At 65.9% G+C, this 15987-nt stretch carries 10 protein-coding genes; 5 read left to right on the top strand and 5 right to left on the bottom strand.

Annotated features, from left to right (window positions below; all coding sequences use genetic code 11):
- Positions 1-30: 30 nt before the first annotated feature.
- On the bottom strand, positions 31-1329 hold the full coding sequence (gene pvdN, locus PMI20_RS23530) for a pyoverdine-tailoring periplasmic protein PvdN (RefSeq protein ID WP_037035589.1): 1299 nt from the start codon (positions 1327-1329) through the stop codon (positions 31-33).
- Positions 1330-1365: 36 nt separating this feature from the next.
- Positions 1366-2790: a pyoverdine-tailoring dipeptidase-like protein PvdM gene (pvdM, locus tag PMI20_RS23525; protein WP_007930111.1), complete on the bottom strand. Its 1425-nt coding sequence runs from the start codon at positions 2788-2790 to the stop codon at positions 1366-1368.
- Between the two features lie 207 nt (positions 2791-2997).
- On the opposite strand from pvdM, the gene pvdP reads away from it, so the two are divergent.
- Complete coding sequence (gene pvdP, locus PMI20_RS23520; protein ID WP_007930110.1) at positions 2998-4620, top strand: pyoverdine maturation tyrosinase PvdP; 1623 nt, start codon at positions 2998-3000, stop codon at positions 4618-4620.
- A gap of 113 nt (positions 4621-4733) precedes the next feature.
- On the opposite strand, the gene PMI20_RS23515 is transcribed toward pvdP, so the two are convergent.
- Genes PMI20_RS23515 through PMI20_RS23505 form a run of 3 tightly spaced genes read right to left on the bottom strand, consistent with a single transcriptional unit; the run spans position 4734 to position 9297 of the window.
- The gene (locus PMI20_RS23515) at positions 4734-6143 is read right to left on the bottom strand and encodes an efflux transporter outer membrane subunit (protein ID WP_007930107.1); all 1410 of its coding nucleotides are present in this window, start codon (positions 6141-6143) and stop codon (positions 4734-4736) included.
- 7 nt (positions 6144-6150) lie between these two features.
- Entirely contained in the window at positions 6151-8124 is a 1974-nt protein-coding gene (locus tag PMI20_RS23510) for a MacB family efflux pump subunit (protein WP_007930105.1), read from the bottom strand.
- A complete protein-coding gene (locus PMI20_RS23505; protein ID WP_007930104.1) occupies positions 8125-9297 on the bottom strand; it encodes an efflux RND transporter periplasmic adaptor subunit in 1173 nt (390 codons plus the stop codon).
- Between the two features lie 333 nt (positions 9298-9630).
- Here PMI20_RS23505 and PMI20_RS23500 point away from each other — a divergent pair, with 333 nt between their 5' ends.
- From PMI20_RS23500 to PMI20_RS23485, 4 genes are all read left to right on the top strand, one after another.
- Positions 9631-10113, top strand: a complete 483-nt coding sequence (locus PMI20_RS23500) for a sigma-70 family RNA polymerase sigma factor (RefSeq protein WP_037035587.1) — start codon at positions 9631-9633, stop codon at positions 10111-10113.
- A gap of 131 nt (positions 10114-10244) precedes the next feature.
- Positions 10245-11579, top strand: coding sequence for a lysine N(6)-hydroxylase/L-ornithine N(5)-oxygenase family protein (locus PMI20_RS23495; protein WP_007930102.1), 1335 nt, complete (start codon positions 10245-10247; stop codon positions 11577-11579).
- 590 nt (positions 11580-12169) lie between these two features.
- Positions 12170-14935 (top strand): magnesium-translocating P-type ATPase, encoded by a 2766-nt coding sequence (mgtA, locus tag PMI20_RS23490; RefSeq protein ID WP_007930101.1) that lies wholly within the window; start codon positions 12170-12172, stop codon positions 14933-14935.
- A gap of 311 nt (positions 14936-15246) precedes the next feature.
- The gene (locus tag PMI20_RS23485) at positions 15247-15963 is read left to right on the top strand and encodes an MgtC/SapB family protein (RefSeq protein ID WP_007927856.1); all 717 of its coding nucleotides are present in this window, start codon (positions 15247-15249) and stop codon (positions 15961-15963) included.
- Positions 15964-15987: the final 24 nt, after the last annotated feature.

Below are 15987 nucleotides of genomic sequence, written 5' to 3'. Positions count from 1 at the left end.
TGCGATGTAGAGAAAAGAGGTGGACGAGGCTCAGGCGGTCTTGCCGCCGCGCAGTCGCTTGCCCAGCAGGTCCATGGCGCGGTCGATATCCGCCTCGCTGTTGAGCAGGCCAGGCGCCATGCGCACCACGGGTCCCGCGTCGCGGTCCACCGCGTCCACCAGGATGCGGTTCTCGATCAGCCAGGCGGCGGTGGCGTCGGTGTCCAGGTTCGGGCCTCGGAAGAAGGTGAAGCCGGCGGACAGCTGCGGGCTCAGGGGCGTCACCAGCTCGATGCCCGGCAGTTCCTGCAGGCGTTGCTTGAGGTAGCTGTTGAGTTGGTGGATCCGCGCCTGGACGTTGGCCTTGCCCAGTCGCATGTGCAGTTCGAAGGCCTGGTCCACGGCCCAGCGGTGTTCGAAGCTGTGGTAGCCGCCAGGGGTCATGGTGGTGGCGAAGTCCTGGTTCTCGGAGAAGGTCGCCACCATCGGCGTCAGGTGCTCGAGCTTTTCCGAACGCGAGCAGAAGATCCCGGTGCCCCGCGGGCCGAACATCCATTTGTGGGTGCCGGCGACGAAGAAGTCGCAATTGAGGTCGGCAAAGGTGACGTCCTCCACCCCCAGGCCGTGGACGCCGTCGACGCAGTAGAGAATCCGCTCGCCCTCGTCGCGATTGCGGTTGTGCTGGTCCACCAGCTTGCCGATCTCGCCGATCGGCAGCTTCACGCTGCTGCCCGATTGCACCCAGGTCATCCCCAGGACGCGAGTGTTGGGGCGGATGCTGCGGTCGATATTGCCCAGCACTTCGTCGATGGAGACCTGGTGGGGCGACTTGAACAGCTCGATGGTGCGCACCTGGGTGCCGTCGCGTTGGGAGCGGTACTTGAGTGCGTTGCGGGTCGAGTAGTGTTCATGCACCGTGGTCAGTATTTCCTGCCCGGGGCGCACGTGGATGCCGCCATACATCATGGCCAGGCCTTCGGTGGTGCTGCCGGTCAGGGCCACCTGGGCGGGCTTGATCTGCAGGTAGCGGCCGACGCTCTCGCGCACCTGGGCCTCGTGCTTCCAGGTGTACTGGGTGTCGTAGTCCATGGCCATGGCCGGGTTGCGATCCAGCACCGCGCGGTACTGTTCGATGGCCTCGCGCACGGGCTTGGGGTGCGAGGTGATAAGGAAGTTGGCCAGGTGCACATAGTCCGGGTCGAGGTCGAACAGCTGGCGCAGTTGGGCCCATTGCTGGGGGCTGGTGGCGGGCGTGGCGGCGGCCCGGGCCTGGCCGATGGCGAAGCTGCCCAGGGGCAGGGCGGCGGCCAGCAGGCCCGCGTGCTTGAGGAAGGTCCGGCGATTGGTCACGGGAGGGTTCTCGTTCAGGGTTCGGTCGGTCATGGTTCAGTCGGCGACGGCGGCGTGTTCGGTCGAGGCATGCTCGACGGCACGATCGACGGCATGTGCGACAGGTTGCGCGGTGGGTTGCGCCGGCTTGGCGAGTTTGCGCACCTGTTCCCAGACGCGCAGGTAGTTCTCGCCCCAGAGCTTGGCGATCTCGATGTCGGTGTAGCCGCGCTGGATCAGCTCGGCGGTGACGTTGCGGTTGTCCGCCACGCTCATCCAGCCGTTGACGCCGCCGCCCTCGTTGAAGTCCGAGCTGATGCCGACGTGATCGATGCCGATCTTTTTCACCGTGTAGTCGATGGCGTCGACATAGTCCTTGAGGCTGGCTTTGGGCTCTTCTTCAAGGATGCCGTACAGGGAGCTGGCGTACTCGCCGAAGCGCTGTTCCGGCCAGATGGTGATGACCGAGTCGCCCGGCATCAGGGCGTTTTCCAGGCCTGGCAGCGGGGCCAGGTCGAAGCGCTTGCGCAGGGCGTTGAGCTTGTCCAGGGTCGGCTGGCTGAGGGGCCGCAGGTAGGTGGAGAAGCCCACGACCTGGACCACCCCGCCGGTGGCCTTGATGACCTGCAGTTCCTTGTCGCTGAGGTTGCGCGGGATGTCCACCAGGGCCCGGGGCGCGGAGTGCGAGGCCACCAGCGGCGCGCGGGTCAGGGCCGCGACATCGTCCAGGGCCTTGCTGGACATCTGCGAGACGTCGATCACCACCCCCAGGTCATTGAGCCGGTGCACGGCCTGCTTGCCGATCGGCGAGAGGCCGCCGAGGGTGTCCCGGGTGTCGTTGAAGAACGGCAGCGGGCGCGAGGAGTCGGCCCAGTCGTTGTTGCCCACATAGCTGAAGCCGAACAGGCGCATGCCGCGGGCGGCCCACTTGTCCAACTGGTCGAGGTCGTCGCCCATGGCATAGGCATTGAGCAGGCTGACCACCACCGCTAGCTTGCCTTCGGAGGCGATGCGGCGCAGGTCGGCGGGGGTATAGGCGATGGCTACCTGGTTGGGGAAGTCGCGCACCAGGCCCTGGATGATCCGGTAGCGGGTCTCGCGCTGGTGCCGGGCTTCTTCGACGAAGCCGGCGGTGGGGCGGTGCGGGGCGTTGGGGCCGTTCCACATTTCCGGCCAGGCGAGAATGCTCAGGGCCACGCCGGACATCCTGCCGCGACCGGCCTTGACCAGGTCGAACTGACGATGGGTGTCCTTGTCCGCCTCGGTGCCTTCGGTGCCGAAGTCCAGGGGCACGGTGACATGGCTGTCGAAGGAGATGATGCGCTCCTGCAGGTCGTTGGCGCGCTTGACGATGTCGCTGGGGTAAGACACCCGGCCTTTCCAGTAGTAGTGCCAGGCGGCTCCGGTACCGACACCGAGTACGGCGACAATAAGTACCAGCAGGCTCAGGTAGAGGGTTTTCTTACCAGGTAATTTGATCATTGCTATCCCAGTCGCAGGCGGGCTGATGACGGGGTCGGGGCTGCAAGCGCAGGGCTTCCAGGTCCGACCTTTTGTGTACATCTATCCGCGATAAACGAGCTGGCCGGCGGCAAATTTAGCGGCCCGGGAGTGGCTCGCCGGTAAATTTCCGTGCAAATCCAACGTTCTAGCTAGATGCGTGACGCGCCACTGGATATAGGTAGAGCGATGAGGTTTTCGAGACGAGGATTTTTGACCGGTCTGGCGGTGACGGGGGCGGCTATTCCTGTGGCGCTCTACACCCGCAAGGAGTTGCAGCGCCAGGACGTGCGCCGTCAGGAAGAGCTGGAAATCACCCCGGGGGAAGCCAAGCTGGAAGTCGCCCTCGATCCGGGCGTGCGTCTCGCCGATCACCTGCGGGGCATCTGGGATATCGAGTTTCTGGACGCCCAGGCACCGCTACCGCGTCGCGGCTGTGAGCTGGTACTCGATGTCGGTCCGACCGGGCGCGGCCTGCGCGGCTTTCTGGGGCATCCGCAAAGCCTGCGCGGTGACGGTCCGGTGGAGTTTCGGGTGCAGGGCGAGCTGGCGGCGGTGGACGCCGCGAAGTTGTGCTGGCGGCTGTTCGCCGCAGGCCAGATCGGCGGCGCGCCCAGCCATGAGTGCCAGGTGGCGCTCGACGAGGTCTGGGCGAGCTGGGGCAATGCCGGCAGCGGCACCCTCAGCGGCCGCCTGCAGTCGTTGCAGGTCTCGCCCCTGGCGCCGGTGTCCGCGGTGCGCTTCGTGGCGCGCAAGCGGGCCTTTCCCGCGGCCCGGGAGCAGAACGGCCTGAGCCCTGAGTTGCTGGCCTGGCTGGTGTCGCCGCAGCATCGCCTGTTCCACCAGCTCTGGCATGCCTCCCGGGATCGCTGGCATTCCTTGCCCAAGGACAAGCAAAACAGCCTGCGGGGGCTTGGCTGGCAGCCGGGACCGCTCAAGCACGAGCGCGATGCCCGTGGACGACGCAAGCATCGCAACGCCTCGGGAGTCGACTTCCTCTTCATGCACCGGCACATGCTGTTGCAGGCCCGTTCGCTACAGCCGGACCTGGTGTCCTGGCAGCAGCTGCCCTTGCCGTCGCCGCGCCTGGAGCAGGATCGCCAGGGCTTTATCCGCTACTACGAAAACCACGACGGCTGCTCGGTGCCGCCGGCCTGGATCGCCGACGACGATGAAGAGTTCACCCGATGGCTGCATGGCTTGAAGAGCGACGCGGCCTTCTATGGCAATTTCCAGGTCTGGGAGTCGCAGTACCAGGACCCCGAATACCTCAGCCGCCTGACCCTGGGGCAGTTCGGTTCGGAGGTCGAGCTGGGCCTGCATGACTGGTTGCACATGCGCTGGGCCGATGTCGCCCGGGACCCTGCCAACGGCATGCCGGTCATGGAGGCCCGGGTTTCCTCGGACTTCGCCGGACGCTGGTACCTGGCGCAGAACGACTTTCTCGGCGACCCGTTCTCGTCCCATGTGCATCCGATGTTCTGGAAGTTCCATGGCTGGATCGACGACCGCATCGACGATTGGTTCCGCGCCCATGAGCGCTTCCATCCCGGCGAAGTGCTGCGCCGCGAGGTCAACGGTGTGCCGTGGTTCGCGCCCGGGCGCTGGGTCGAGATCGACGACCCGTGGCTGGGGGCCTCGACCCATGGCTGCGGCCCTTTGGGCAACGCGCCTGGCGAGATGTCGCTGGAGATGGACCAGGAGGTCATGAAGCTGGCCCTGCGTATCGCCCTGAGCCGTGACGAGGAGGTGCCACAGTTGCTCAAGCGGGCACCGCGGCGTCCCTGGTACGCCCAGCACCTGAAGTTGTGAGCCGGTAAGGCCGCGGCGCGGGTCCTGTCGCAGGGCCCGCGCCGTTGGGTTTTCTGGAGCGCTTTATTGGGAGACTCTGTTATTGAGAGGCTCTTTATTTACAGGCTCTGGGTTCAGAGGCTCTTGGTTTCGAGCGTCTTCCAGCCACCGCCCAGGGCTTTGTACAGGGCAATGCTCGACTGCACCCGGGACAGCCGCAGTTGCACGTTCTGGTCCTGGGCGGCGTACAGGGTGCGCTGGGTTTCCAGCACGGTGAGCAGGTCTTCGGCGCCAGCCTGATAACGGCTCTGGGCGATCTCGAAGGCCCGCTGCGCCTGATTCAGTTCTTCGCCTTGCCATTGCCGCTGCTGGTCCAGGCCGCGAATGCTGGTGAGGGCCTTTTCCACATCGGCGAAGCCATTGATGATCGCCCCGCGGTAGCTTTCCAGCAGTTCCTGCTGGCGTGCCGTGGCCCTGTCGCGCTCGGCGCCCAGGCGGCCGTTGTTGAAGATCGGTGCCACCAGTGCGGCGGTCAGGTTGTAGAAGGGGCTGCGTAGCACGTCATTGAACGTGTTGGCGCCGGAGCCGAGGTTGGCGGTCAGGGTCACGTTGGGCAGCATCGCCGCCCGTGCCACCCTGACATCGGCCCGGGCCGCCGCCAGCCGGGCTTCGGCGCTGGCGATATCGGGGCGGCGGGCCAGCAGGTCGCTGGGCACTCCGGCATCGATGTCCGGCCAGTTCAGTTGGGCGAAAGGCTGGTCGCTCAGGGTCAGGCTCTGCACTGGCCGGCCGAGGAGGGCGGCGAGGGCGATCAGGGCTTCTTCGGCCTGTTGCCGGACCTGCGGCACCTGGCGCTGCTGGGCCGCCACCAGGCTTTTCTGCTGGGCCAGCTCGAGGGCGGTGGCCGAGCCCGCGTCGTAGCGGGTCTGCACCAGCCTGAGCACGCTCTGCGCATTGGCCAGGTTGAGCTCGGCAATCCGGCCCTGTTCCCGCAGCGACAGTACCTGGGCGTAACTGTTGGCCACGCCGCTGAGCAGGGTCAGTTCCACGGTGGCCCGGTCGAACTCGCTGGCCTGCAGGCCCAGCAGGGCGCTGTCCCGGGCGGCGCGCTTGCCGCCCCAGAAATCGATTTCATAGGTGGCGCTCAGGCCGGCATTGAAATAGTCCACGGCCTTGTTGTTGCTGTTGGTATCCAGCTGGCTGTAGCCGCTGCCCCGCAGGAGCTTCTGCCGGTTGGCGTTGAAGGTGCCGTTGACGGCGGGCAGCAAGGGCGCGCCGGCAATGACGGCGCTGGCCTGGGCCTGCCGGACCCGGGCCATGGCTGCCGCCAGGTCGTGGCTGCCGGCGCGGGCTTCGGCGATCAGGCGGTCGAGTTCCGGGCTGCCGAATTGCAGCCACCAGCGTGGATCTTGCTGGCGTGGCGCGAGGCTGGCGGCGGAGTGCCAGGCGGCGGGGGCTTGCAGGCCGCTGTCCGGGCGCGGCGCCGGGCTGCTGCAGGCGGCCAGCGCCAGGCTGGCGGCCAGGAGGGTCAGGTGCACTTTCATAGGTCGATCATTCACTGGTAAGGGCCTTGACCGGATCGAGCCGGGCAGCTTTACGGGCTGGCATGAAGCCGAAGGTGACGCCGGTGATCAGGGCGCAGCCGAAGGCCCCCAGTATCGCGGCCAGGGAGAAGGCCACGGCCACCTCGCTGAGGATCAGGATGCCGCCGATGATCAGCGCCACGCCGATCCCGGCCAGGCCGCCGACCACCGAGAGCATCACCGCCTCGGTGAGGAACTGGCGCAGGATGTCGCGCTGGCGGGCGCCGGTGGCCATGCGGATGCCGATCTCCCGGGTGCGTTCGCGCACGGTCATGAGCATGATGTTCATCACTCCGATGCCGCCCACCAGCAGCGAGATCGCGGCGATGGCGCCGAGCATCAGCGACAGGGTGTTCTGGGTCCGCGCCTCGGCCTGGATCATGGCGGCGTTGTTGGTCAGTTCGAAGTCGCGCTTGCCGCCGTGCATGCGCAGCATCAGTTCGTCGATTTCGCGTTCGGTCTGCTTGACCCGGCTGGCATCGGCGGCGGCAATCGCCACGTACTGCGGGTTGTGGTCGCCGAACAGGCGAATGCTGGCGGCGGAGTAGGGCACGGCGATGCGGTCGTCGCTGTCGCTGTCGCCGGAACTGGCGCCCTTTTCCGAGAGCACGCCGACCACCTGGAACGGCACGTTCTCGATCAGGATGTATTGGCCGATGGGGTTGGCCACGTCCTTGAGGAGTTTTTCCCGGACCTTGTGGCCGATCACCGCCACCGCCGCCGCCGAGCGTTCGTCGGCGTCGCTGAAGTAGCTGCCCTGGGCCACGGGCCAGTTGAAGATCTCCGGGAAGTTGGTGTCGTTGCCACCCACATAGCTCATGTAGTCGGCGTTGCCGAAGCGGACCCCGGCCTGCGCGCCATTGACCGGCATGATGCGTTTTACCTGGGGCAGGTTGGCCAGGGCCGCGACGTCGTCCAGGGTGACGATGCCCTCGGGCGTGCGCGGGTTGGGCGAGTAGCCGCTCAAGTAGATGATGTTCGAGCCGAAGGCGCCCATCTGCGCCATGACCTGGCGTTTGCTGCCTTCGCCCACCGCCAGCATCACCACCACCGAGGCCACGCCGATGACGATTCCCAAGAGGGTCAGGGCGGTGCGGAAACGGTTGATCCACATCACCCGCCAGGCCGCCTGCACGGCATCCACCAACTCGCCTTTCCAGGCGCCGTTGGGTTCGCTGCCGTCGGCCAGGCGCTGGCGCAGGTCCACTGCCTGCAGGGCGCCGCTGTTGGCGCTGGCCTGGACCTCGGGGTGCTCGTCGGCGGTGTCGCTGATGATCTCGCCGTCGCGGATTTCAATGATGCGCTTGGCCCGCGCCGCGACTTCGCGGTCGTGGGTGATGAGGATCACCACGTGGCCCTGGCTGGCCAGTTCGTCGAGCAGGCTCATGACCTCGGCGCCGCTGTGGCTGTCGAGGGCGCCGGTGGGTTCGTCGGCGAGGATGATATGGCCGCCGTTCATCAGCGCGCGGGCGATCGACACCCGCTGCTGCTGGCCGCCGGACAACTGGTGCGGGCGGTTGCCGGTGCGGCTGGCCAGGCCCAGGCGGTCGAGCAGGGCGGCGGCGCGGGCGTGGCGCTCGGCCGCCGGGGTGCCGGCATAGATCGCCGGCATCTCGACGTTTTCCTGGGCCGAGCCAGAGGGAATCAGGTGGTAGCCCTGGAACACGAAGCCGAAGGCCTCGCGACGCAGCCAGGCCAGTTCGTCGCTGTCCAGCCGGGCGACGTTTTCCCCGGCGAACAGGTACTCGCCCGAGGTCGGGCGGTCGAGGCAGCCGAGGATGTTCATCAGCGTCGATTTGCCGGAGCCGGAGGCGCCGACGATGGCGACGAACTCGCCGGCGTGGATCGACAGGTCGATGCCACGCAGCACGTCCACTTGCGGCGTGTCGCCGCCGCCATAGGATTTGCGGATGCCCTTGAGGTCGATCAGCGGGGTTTGCATTCAGCCTCCGCTGCTTTGCGCGGGACCGATCAGCAAGTGATCGCCTTCGGCGAGGCCGTCCAGGACCTGGATGCGCAAGCGGTCGCTGATGCCGACCCGTACCTTGCGCTCCTCGATCGAGCCGTTTTTCGCCACCACCCGGGCCAGCTGGACGCCGCTCTCGGTGCTGCCCTGCAGGGCGGCGATCGGCGCGGTGAGAACGTCCTGCGCGCGCTCGGCGACAAAAAACACCTGGGTGGTCATCTCGGCCATCAGCGCGTTGTCGGCGTTATCCACATCCAGCAGCACGGTGTAGAGCACCACGCGGCCGCTGCCGCTCTTGCTCGAACTGTTGGGGCTGCCGCTGCCCTGGCTGCTTTCGTTCAGCGGCTTGGGCGGGATCGGCAGGATCTGCCGCACGGTGCTGGTCCAGCGCCGGGCGCCGCCGCTCAAGGTGGTGAAGTAGGCGGTCATGCCCGGCTTGACGTGGCCGATATCGGCTTCGGAGACCTCGGCCCAGACGGTCATCGGCGACAGCCGGGCGATGCGCAGGATCAGTGGCGTCTGCTGCTGGGCGTTGAGGGTCTGGCCTTCGCGGGCGTCCACCGCGACCACGGTGCCGGACATCGGCGCGTAGATCCGCGTATAGCCCAGCTCGGCCTGGTCACTGCGCAGGCTGGCCTGGGCCTGGCGGATCTGCGCCTGGATCATGTCGATCCGCGCCTGGGTGGCCTTGAGTTCGGCGCGGGCGGTCTGCACGTCTTCGTCGCGGGTCGCGCCGCCGGCGGCGAGGTTCTGCTGGCGCTGGTACTTCTGCCGGGCCAGTTCGTTCTGTGCCCGCTGCTCTTGCAGCTGGGCCTGCAGGTTCTCGATGGAGAAACGGCTGGCATCGAGCTTGGCCTGCTGGGTGGCGGGGTCGATCTCCACCAGCAGTTGGCCTTCCTTGACCGGGTCGCCGGCCTCGACATGGATCTTGCGGATCTGCCCGGACGCCTGGGCACCGACATCCACGTAACGCCGCGGTTGCAGGGTGCCCAGGGCGGTCACGCTGCTTTCGATGGTGCCGCGGCTGACTTGTACGGTGGCGAGCTGGTCGCGCCCCGGCGGCAGGAACTGCCAGGTGGCGAAGGCAACGACAGGAATCAGACACAGGGTGACAAGCAGGGCGCGTCGGGTATGACGGGGACGTTTCATGCAGGGTTCCGGCCAATGGAAGTCGGCCCGTCGTCCGGCCTGGCCCAGGGGGTGGGCAGGGCTGGAGGCTGCCGCCAGAGCGACAGATACGGGGAGCTGTCAGGTAGACGAGAAGCGCCGGAGGGAATTTAAGTCATGACACATGGCGTTACAGGTGCGGGGTTACAGGTTAGGCGACGAAAATAAAACCGGCGAATCGACACAGCACTTTAAATCTATATGAGAATTACTATAAATTACGCCACTTCTAAACTGCCATCATCGAATCGCCTGCCCAGGGGCGGAGTGCCAGTTGTGCTCAAGGACAAAAGCCGCGTATCGCGGTCGGGAGTCATGTTGGAAAACTACTATCGCGAGCTGGTGTGTTTCCTCAACGCCAAGCTGGGCAACCTGCAGGTGGCCGAAGATGTGGTGCATGACGCTTATGTGCGGGTGCTGGAGCGTTCCAGCGACACGCCGATCGAGCAACCGCGGGCCTTCCTCTACCGCACGGCGCTGAACTTGGTGATCGACGGCCATCGGCGCAATGCCTTGCGCCAGGTCGAATCCCTGGATGTGCTCGACAACGAAGAGCGCTTTTTCAGCCCCTCGCCACACACCTGCATCGACCACGGCCAGCGCCTGGACATGCTGCAACGGGCGCTGGCGGAGCTGCCGGCGCTGTGCCGGGAAAGTTTCCTGCTGCGCAAGCTCGAAGGCCTGTCCCACCCCGAGATCGCCGAGCGCCTGGGGATTTCCCGCAGCCTGGTGGAGAAGCACATCGTCAATGCGATGAAACATTGCCGGGTGCGGGTCCGGCAGTGGGACGCCCATTGATCCTTCTTTGTTAAATTTTTTTTCACTGTCCTCGTTCCTACTCAACAGACGACCTGCTGCCTCGCCATGGGCCGATCAGGTCACCGTCGATTTCTCCCCGCGTTGAGGGATTTATCCAGAGGACACTGGAAATGACACAGGCAATTGCATCGACCATCGTTCACGACCTGATCGGTATCGGTTTCGGCCCCTCGAACCTGGCGCTGGCTATCGCGCTGGAAGAACGTGGCCAGATTCAGGGTCCGCTGGACGCGCTGTTTCTCGACAAGCAGGCCGACTACCGCTGGCACGGCAACACGCTGGTGGCCCAGAGCGACTTGCAGATTTCCTTTCTCAAGGACCTGGTGACCCTGCGCAACCCGACCAGCCCGTATTCCTTCGTCAACTACCTCAAGCACCACGGCCGCCTGGTGGACTTCATCAACCTGGGCACCTTCTATCCGTGCCGCATGGAGTTCAACGATTACCTGCGCTGGGTCGCCGGGCACTTCCAGGAACAGAGCCGCTACGGCGAAGAAGTGCTGGCCATCGAACCGGTGCTGCACAACCAGCAGGTCGAGGCACTGCGGGTGATTTCCCGCGACAGCCAGGGCCAGGAATTCGTCCGCACCAGCCGTTCGGTGGTGGTCAGCCCTGGCGGTACGCCACTGATCCCGGACACCTTCAAGGCGCTCAAGGACGACGGCCGGGTGTTCCACCACGCGCACTACCTGGAGCGCATGGCCAGCCAGCCGTGCTCCAGCGGCCAGCCGATGAACGTGGCGATCATCGGTGGCGGGCAGAGCGCCGCCGAGGCCTTTATCGACCTCAACGACAGCTTCCCTTCGGTGCAGGTGGACATGCTGATGCGCGGTTCGGCGCTGAAACCGGCGGACGACAGCCCGTTCGTCAACGAAGTGTTCTCGCCGGCCTTCACCGACCTGGTGTTCCAGCAGCCGAGCGGCGAGCGCGAGCGCCTGGTCCACGAGTACCAGAACACCAACTACTCGGTGGTGGATGTCGACCTGATCGAACGCATCTACGGGATTCTCTACCGGCAGAAAGTCTCCGGCATCGCGCGGCATGCCTTCCGCACCCTGACCACCGTGGAAAAAGCTACCGCCACCGCCCAGGGCGTCGAACTGGTGCTGCGCAACACCTCCACCGGCGAGCTGAGCACCCGCCACTACGACGCGGTGATCCTGGCCACCGGCTACGAGCGCCAGACTCACCGTGCGTTGCTGGCGCCGCTGGAAGCCTACCTGGGCGACTTCGAGGTGGACCGCAACTACCGGCTCATCACCGACGAGCGCTGCAAGGCCGGCATCTACACCCAGGGCTTCAGCCAGGCCAGCCACGGCCTGAGCGACACCTTGCTGTCGGTGCTGCCGATCCGCGCCGAGGAAATCGCCGCCTCGCTGTACGAGCACGACAAAGGCCGCCACAGCCGTTCGGTGCGCGACCTGCTGCTGGCCACCGCCAGCTGATTGCCCGGGTAACTTTGTAGGAGCGAGCTTGCTCGCGAAAAAATGGCCCGGCTTGCACGCTCCGTCGACTACTCCGACGCCTCGCGAGCAAGCTCGCTCCTACAGGATCGCGTTATCGTTGTAGGCGCGAGCGTGCCCACGACAGGGGGCATGACGTCCCCGCATTTCCTGCCTTTGGGGCCTGTCCGTAGCCCCTTCCTGAACCATCGCTGAAGAACTTTTCGATTCCCCCGCCAGCGCCTTGCCGTCGATTTACTCTGCAAAAACCGCGGCGTAAGCTGCGCGCGTTTTCCATCAAGCGGAGACCCACAGTGGGTACTTGTTCGAGTGACAGTAGTCGGCCGGTTTCGCTAACCGGCACCTTCCCGGCAAGATAACGCGCCCGCCTTGTGTGCCGTTGTCTCGCCATGACAGCGAGCGGCGGCTTCCCGATCGTGGCCTTCAGGGCCCGTTCCCGATGTCCTTCTCATCGACACTGCAACAGTGGGTGATGCCTGGCGCATCGCCGCGCTACGGCTGCGCCTGTTTGCGCGGCCGGCGAACCAGACCTGGCTGTGAGTTTCCCGGCGCCGACCGTTAGGGGACACACCATGAACCTCACCCTGCTCAAAGAGTTTTTTGCCGGCTTCCTGCGGACCCGGCACTTCGCCCGGCACTTTCGCCGCCTGGCCTTGCTGGAGAGCTTCAGCGACGCCAGCGTCAGCCGCGACCTGCCGCCGAGCCTCGCGCACACCCTGGTGGCCGCGGCCAACGACAATGCCACGGACCTGCTGCAACGCCTCGGCAGCCACACCGATGGCCTGAGCGAGGCCGAGGCCCAGGCCCTGCGCGAGCAGCATGGCCTCAACGAGGTCGAGCACGAGCAGCCGCTGCCGTGGTGGACGCACCTGTGGCATTGCTACAAGAACCCCTTCAACCTGCTGCTGACCCTGCTGGCGGTGATCTCCTGGCTGACCGAAGACATGAAGGCGGCCACGGTGATTTTTTCCATGGTGGTGCTCTCCACGCTGCTGCGCTTCTGGCAGGAGGCCAAGTCGAACAAGGCCGCCGATGCCCTCAAGGCAATGGTCAGCAACACCGCCACTGTGCTGCGGCGCAACGTGGTCGACGCCGCGCCGTCGGTGTTCGCCCGGCTGCATGGCGCGGCGGTGGCCAGCCAGGGCCTGCAACGCCTGGAACTGCCGATCCGGCAACTGGTGCCGGGCGACCTGATCCAGCTCTCGGCCGGCGACATGATCCCCGCCGATTGCCGGGTGCTCAGCGCCAAGGACCTGTTCGTCAGCCAGGCGGCGATGACCGGCGAATCGATGCCGGTGGAGAAATTCCCGCGCCAGCAGGACGCTGCCATCCTCAACCCGCTGGAGCTGGACAACATCCTGTTCATGGGCACCAACGTGGTGTCCGGCGCGGCCACCGCGCTGGTCCTGGCCACTGGCAACGCCACCTATTTCGGCGCCCTGGCGCAGCGGGTCGGGGCCACCGACCGGGCGCCGACTTCGTTCCAGAACGGGGTGAACAAGGTCAGCTGGCTGCTGATCCGCTTCATGTTCGTCATGGCGCCGCTGGTGCTGTTCATCAACGGCTTCACCAAGGGCGACTGGATGGAAGCGCTGCTGTTCGCGCTGTCGATCGCCGTGGGCCTGACCCCGGAAATGCTGCCGATGATCGTCACCTCGACCCTGGCCAAGGGCGCGGTGTTCCTGTCGCGCAAGAAAGTCATCGTCAAGCGCCTGGACGCGATCCAGAACTTCGGCGCCATGGACGTGCTGTGCACCGACAAGACCGGCACCCTGACCCAGGACAAGATCTTCCTCGCCCGGCATGTGGATGTCTGGGGCGAGGAGTCCGACGACGTGCTGGAAATGGCCTACCTGAACAGCTACTACCAGACCGGCCTGAAGAACCTGCTGGACGTGGCGGTGCTGGAGCACGTCGAAGTGCACCGCGAGCTGAGGGTCGGCACGGCGTTCCAGAAGGTCGACGAGATTCCCTTCGACTTCAACCGGCGGCGCATGTCGGTGGTGGTGGCCGAGAAGGAGCGTGCGCACCTGCTGATCTGCAAGGGCGCGGTGGAGGAGGTGCTGGCGGTGTGCACCCGGGTGCGCCATGGCGCCGCCGAGGAAATGCTCAGCGACGAGCTGCTGGCGCGGATCCGCCAGGTCACCGCCCAATTCAATGGCGAAGGCCTGCGGGTGGTGGCCGTGGCCGCCCGGCTGATGCCCCGGGGCCGCGGCAGCTACAGCCTGGCGGACGAGCAGGGGCTGACCCTGATCGGTTACGTGGCGTTCCTCGACCCGCCCAAGGAAAGCACCGCGCCGGCCCTTGAGGCCCTGGCCGCCCATGGCGTGGCGGTGAAGGTGCTGACCGGCGACAACGAGCTGGTGACGGCGAAGATCTGCCGCGAAGTCGGCCTGGAACAACAGGGCCTGCTGCTGGGCAACGACATCGAGCGCATGAGCGACACGCAGCTGGCCAAGGCCGTGGAAACCACCAATGTCTTCGCCCGGCTCACGCCCTCGCACAAGGAACGCATCGTCCGTCTGCTCAAGGGCAACGGCCATGTGGTCGGCTTCATGGGCGACGGCATCAACGACGCGCCGGCGCTGCGCACCGCGGATATCGGCATCTCGGTGGACAGCGCCGTGGACATCGCCAAGGAAGCGGCGGACATCATCCTCCTGGAGAAAAGCCTGATGGTGCTGGAGGAGGGCGTGCTGGAAGGGCGGCGGACCTTCGCCAACATGCTCAAGTACATCAAGATGACCGCCAGCTCGAACTTCGGCAACGTGTTCTCGGTGCTGGTGGCCAGCGCCTTCATTCCGTTCCTGCCGATGCTGCCGATGCACCTGCTGGTACAGAACCTGCTGTACGACATTTCCCAGATCGCCATTCCGTTCGACAACGTCGACGAGGAAATGCTGGCCCGTCCGCAGCGCTGGCAGCCGGTGGACGTCGGGCGTTTCATGCTGTTTTTCGGGCCGATCAGTTCGATCTTCGACATCAGTACCTTTGCCCTGATGTGGTACGTGTTCGACGCCAATACCCCGGACCACCAGACCCTGTTCCAGTCCGGCTGGTTCGTGGTCGGGCTGCTGACCCAGACCCTGATCGTGCACATGATCCGCACGCCGAAGATCCCGTTCCTGCAAAGCCGCGCAGCCATGCCGCTGCTGGTGATGACCGGGTTGATCATGGCCATCGGCATCTTCCTGCCCATGGGCCCGCTGGCGCACTACTTCAAGCTGCAGGCGCTGCCGTCGCTGTACTTCGTGTTCCTGCCGGTGATCCTGCTGGCGTACATGGCGCTGACCCAGGCGGTGAAGGGCTTTTATATCCGTCGGTTCGGCTGGCAATAAGCTGCGGCTCGCGGCCGACGTTGCACAACATCCTGTAGCCGCTGCCGCAGGCTACGATGGTCCGGGCCACGCTGTTCGCAGGGCCTCCGGCGTTGGCGGGATCGCCGCGGCCCTCCGGGCCGATCGCAGCCTGCGGCAGCGGCTACAGGGTTAACCGGTAATCGCCATCTGCTCGTAATGCCAGCCGGTGCAAGATACCCGGCACCCTGGCCGGCCTCATCGCGGACCCGTCGGATCGCCGCCCGCTCGCACCGGCAAAGTGCACCTATCCTTAACGGCAGCCGACCGCCGCGTACTCAAGGACTCCCTTCATGCAAGCACTCCAGAACATCAACCTGACCTCCCTGGTGGACACCCTGGTCAGCCTCAGCGCGGCCTTTATCCTCGGTGGCCTGATCGGCTTCGAGCGCCAGTACCGGCAACGCACCGCCGGCCTGCGCACCAACGTGCTGGTGGCGGTGGGCGCGGCGATTTTCGTCGACATGGCCAACCGCCTCGGCGGCGCCGAGGGCGCGGTGCGGGTGGTGGCCTATGTGGTGTCCGGCATCGGTTTTCTCGGCGCCGGGGTGATCATGCGCGAGGAGGGCAATGTCCGTGGCCTGAACACCGCGGCCACCCTCTGGGCCTCGGCGGCGGTGGGTGCCTGCGCCGGCGCCGACCTGATTCTCGAAGCCTTTCTCGGCACTTTGTTCGTGCTGGCGGCCAACACCCTGCTGCGGCCGATCGTCAACAACATCAACCGCCAGCCGCTGGATGTGATCTCCGCCGAGGTCACCAACATCGTCTATGTCATCGCCCATCGCTCCAAGCAGAAGGCCGTGTTCGCCCTGCTCGAAGCGGAACTGGAACGCAGCAACTACCCGGCCAGCGACATCGATGTCCATGCCTTCGGCAACGACGACGTGGAGATCGAAGCCACCCTGGCCACCACTTCGGTGGACGGCGACGAGCTCGACGCCCTGGTGGCGCGCCTGTCCACCTCGGCCCTGGTGGAGCAGGCGTTCTGGAGCCCCAGCACCACCGAATAAAGCGCCCGTGCAGGGGGCTTTCCT

It is taken from the genome of Pseudomonas sp. GM17, assembly GCF_000282175.2.
GTDB classification, from domain to species: domain Bacteria; phylum Pseudomonadota; class Gammaproteobacteria; order Pseudomonadales; family Pseudomonadaceae; genus Aquipseudomonas; species Aquipseudomonas chlororaphis.
This window is presented reverse-complemented; position numbering and strand designations above follow the sequence as displayed.

What these genes read in the sequence shown, in the direction of transcription:
- pvdM (WP_007930111.1), bottom strand. Translation starts at nt 2,790, where the DNA reads ATGATCAAATTACCTGGTAAGAAAACCCTCTACCTGAGCCTGCTGGTA.
- pvdP (WP_007930110.1), top strand. Translation starts at nt 2,998, where the DNA reads ATGAGGTTTTCGAGACGAGGATTTTTGACCGGTCTGGCGGTGACGGGG.
- PMI20_RS23515 (WP_007930107.1), bottom strand. Translation starts at nt 6,143, where the DNA reads ATGAAAGTGCACCTGACCCTCCTGGCCGCCAGCCTGGCGCTGGCCGCC.
- PMI20_RS23510 (WP_007930105.1), bottom strand. Translation starts at nt 8,124, where the DNA reads ATGCAAACCCCGCTGATCGACCTCAAGGGCATCCGCAAATCCTATGGC.
- PMI20_RS23505 (WP_007930104.1), bottom strand. Translation starts at nt 9,297, where the DNA reads ATGAAACGTCCCCGTCATACCCGACGCGCCCTGCTTGTCACCCTGTGT.
- PMI20_RS23500 (WP_037035587.1), top strand. Translation starts at nt 9,631, where the DNA reads ATGTTGGAAAACTACTATCGCGAGCTGGTGTGTTTCCTCAACGCCAAG.
- PMI20_RS23495 (WP_007930102.1), top strand. Translation starts at nt 10,245, where the DNA reads ATGACACAGGCAATTGCATCGACCATCGTTCACGACCTGATCGGTATC.
- mgtA (WP_007930101.1), top strand. Translation starts at nt 12,170, where the DNA reads ATGAACCTCACCCTGCTCAAAGAGTTTTTTGCCGGCTTCCTGCGGACC.
- PMI20_RS23485 (WP_007927856.1), top strand. Translation starts at nt 15,247, where the DNA reads ATGCAAGCACTCCAGAACATCAACCTGACCTCCCTGGTGGACACCCTG.